The sequence below is a fragment of the Corallococcus llansteffanensis genome (assembly GCF_003612055.1).
GTDB classification, from domain to species: Bacteria; Myxococcota; Myxococcia; order Myxococcales; family Myxococcaceae; genus Corallococcus; species Corallococcus llansteffanensis.
In genome coordinates this window covers 1-2,976 of sequence record NZ_RAWB01000845.1, presented here as the reverse complement: position 1 = coordinate 2,976, position 2,976 = coordinate 1, and the positions used below count along the sequence as shown (strand labels likewise).

The window sequence follows — 2,976 nt, the reverse complement described above, 5'->3', positions numbered from 1 at the left end:
GGCCGTCTCCGTCGCGGTTCCGCGGCGCGGGCGCCTCCTCGTCTCCCAGCCCGGTGGGGCCCGGGAGGTCATGCTGCGTGCGGCGCGGGCTGACCATGGCGGCTCACAGCTCCCGGGACAGCACGGTGTCGCGCGTGCCCTGGTGCTCGTCGGTGTGGGGGTAGTCCAGGGTGTAGTGCAGGCCCCGGCTCTCCTTGCGACGGCTGGCGCAGTCCACGATGAGGTGCGCCACCTCCGCGATGTTGCGCAGCTCGATGACGTCGCGGGTCACCTTGAAGCGCCAGTAGTAGTCGCGGATCTCCTCGCGCAGCAGTTCCAACCGCCGGCGCGCGCGCATCAGCCGCTTGTCCGTGCGCACGATGCCGACGTAGTTCCACATCAGGCGGCGGATCTCATCCCAGTTGTGGGTCACGACGACGCTCTCGTCGGAGTCCACCGCGCTGCCCGAGTCCCAGGCCGGCGGCTCGTCCTTGGAGTGCGACAGCGCGGCGATCTCCTCCGCCGCCACCTGCACCGCGCGGTGGCCGAACACCAGGCCCTCCAGCAGCGAGTTGGACGCGAGCCGGTTGGCGCCGTGCAGGCCCGTGGAGGACACCTCTCCAATGGCGTAGAGGCCCGGCACGTTGGTGCGCCCGTGCAGGTCCGTCACCACGCCGCCGCACTGGTAGTGGGCCGCGGGCACGACGGGGATGGGCTGCACGGCCATGTCGATGTTGAAGGCCTTGCAGGCGGCGTAGATGTTGGGGAAGCGCTCGGTGAGGTACGCGCGGCCCAGGTGCGTCATGTCCAGGTAGACGCTGTCATTGCCCGTGCGCTTGAGCTCCGCGTCGATGGCGCGCGCCACCACGTCGCGCGGGGCCAGCGCGCCCATGGGGTGGTAGCGCTCCATGAACGTCTGTCCGCCCTTGAGCCGCAGCTTGCCGCCCTCGCCGCGCAAGGCCTCGCTGATGAGGAAGCTCTTGGCCTCCGGGTGGAACAGGCAGGTGGGGTGGAACTGATAGAACTCCATGTTCGCGATGCGCGCGCCCGCGCGGTACGCCATGGCCACGCCGTCGCCCGTCGCCACGTCCGGGTTGGACGTGTAGAGGTACACCTTGCCCGCGCCGCCGGTGGCCAGCACCGTCACCTTGGCGAGGAAGCGCTCGATGGCGCCATCCTCCAAGAGCGCGTACACGCCCACGCAGCGGCTGGCGCTGGACGCGTGCGCACGCCGGTCCAGGATGAGGTCGATGGCGGCGGTGTTCTGGAAGAAGGTGATGTTGGGCTGCTCGTCGCACGCGGCCAGGAGCGCGCGCTGCACCTCGCGGCCGGTGATGTCGCCCGCGTGGACGACCCGGCGGGCGGAGTGGCCTCCCTCGCGCGTGAGGTCGAACTCGCCGCCGATGCGCCGGTCGAACTCCGCGCCCAGCGACACCAGTTCCTTCAGGCGCGCGGGGCCCTCGCGCACTGTCACCTCCACCGCGTCCCGGTGACACAGCCCCGCGCCCGCGACGAGCGTGTCCTCGATGTGCGCATCGAACGTGTCGGTGGGGGCGAGCACCCCCGCGATGCCACCCTGCGCGTAGGCCGTGTTGCCTTCGCCTCGCTCGCGCTTGGTGAGCACGGCGACGGTGCCATGCCGGGCCGCCTGCAGGGCGAACGACAGACCCGCTACGCCTCCGCCCAGGACCAGGAAATCAAACCGATGGGGCATGGCGAACAGCCTTAATGGCGGTAAGTGCTGGAAACAAGGCGTTTTCTTGAGGACTTTCCGGCCGTTGTCTAAGGTTTGGGCCGCCGACATGCGTGCCCTGACAGCCCTCCTTGCCTTGCTGGCCCTCGCCCCCACGGCTTCCGCCGCCGAGGGCATCTACAGCTACGTCGAGAAGGACGGCACCATCGTCTACACGAACGTGCCGCCGGGAGGCTCGCGCAAGGCGCGCAAGCTGTCCGGGACCTTCACGCCCGCGCCCGCCACCAGCGCCCCCGTGCGGGGCCGCTCGCGCACGCCGCAGGAGCTGGATCCGCACATCACCACGGCGGCCCTGCGCTACCGCATCCCGCCGGCGCTGGTGCGCGCCATCATGCACACGGAGAGCAACTTCAACCCGAACGCGCTCAGCCACAAGGGCGCCAGCGGGCTGATGCAGCTCATGCCGGGCACCGCGTCGGACATGTACGTGAAGGACATCTTCGACTCGAAGGACAACATCGAGGGCGGCGTGCGCTACCTGCGCGTGCTGGCCAACATGTTCGACGGCGACATGGTGAAGATGGTCGCCGCGTACAACGCCGGTCCGGACGCCGTGAAGAAGTACGGGGGCAAGGTGCCGCCGTACACCGAGACGCAGGAGTACGTGCGCAAGGTCCTCCAGCTCTACTACCACTACAAGGAGCGCGAGCGGCTCGCCCAGGCCGAGGCCAGCAGCCGTGAGCCCACACCCGAGAATGACGACGCGCACGAAGGGGACGAAGGAGTCGGGCCCCGCTGACGAGGAGTTCCTCCAGCAGCTCTACCGCGGTGGGGAACTGCTGGGCGCCGGCAAGGTCATTGAAGCGAAGGACTTCCTGGAGCGGGCGCACCAGCTCCAGCCGCGTCACGAGAAGGCCCAGAACCTGCTGGGCCTGACGTACTTCAAGCTCGGCCTCTTCGACCGCGCCGCGGACCTGTACGAGATGCTCGTGCGGGACAACCCGGTGGACCCCACGCTGCGCGTCAACCTGGGGCTCGTGTACCTGAAGACGAACGCGCTCCAGCGCGCCGCCCGTGAGTTCGAGACGGCCACCGACCTGGCCCCGGACCACAAGAAGGCCCACAACTACCTGGGCCTGACCTTCGCCCAGATGGGCGAGTACGGCCGCGCCCGCGAGCACTTCCTGCTGTCTGGCAGCGACGCCATGGCGGAGAAGATGTCGCGCGCCATCGCCGGCGAGGGCTTCAGCCGTCCGGCCGCCGCCCCGGTACGGCCGCGCGACGCGGAAGGCAGCCCCGAGGAG

At 69.7% G+C, this 2,976-nt stretch carries 3 protein-coding genes; 2 read left to right on the top strand and 1 reads right to left on the bottom strand.

Annotated elements, in window-relative coordinates; all coding sequences use genetic code 11:
• Nucleotides 1-103: 103 nt before the first annotated feature.
• Nucleotides 104-1,693: an L-aspartate oxidase gene (nadB, locus tag D7V93_RS41080; protein WP_120648433.1), complete on the bottom strand. Its 1,590-nt coding sequence runs from the start codon at nucleotides 1,691-1,693 to the stop codon at nucleotides 104-106.
• An 88-nt stretch (nucleotides 1,694-1,781) separates the two neighbouring features.
• On the opposite strand from nadB, the gene D7V93_RS41075 reads away from it, so the two are divergent.
• Nucleotides 1,782-2,471, top strand: a complete 690-nt coding sequence (locus tag D7V93_RS41075; RefSeq protein ID WP_120648432.1) for a transglycosylase SLT domain-containing protein — start codon at nucleotides 1,782-1,784, stop codon at nucleotides 2,469-2,471.
• Nucleotides 2,428-2,976 (top strand): tetratricopeptide repeat protein (locus D7V93_RS41070; protein ID WP_147451621.1); only part of this gene is annotated, 549 nt, incomplete at its 3' end. The genes D7V93_RS41075 and D7V93_RS41070, both read left to right, overlap by 44 nt.

What these genes read in the sequence shown, in the direction of transcription:
- nadB (WP_120648433.1), bottom strand. Translation starts at nt 1,693, where the DNA reads ATGCCCCATCGGTTTGATTTCCTGGTCCTGGGCGGAGGCGTAGCGGGT.
- D7V93_RS41075 (WP_120648432.1), top strand. Translation starts at nt 1,782, where the DNA reads ATGCGTGCCCTGACAGCCCTCCTTGCCTTGCTGGCCCTCGCCCCCACG.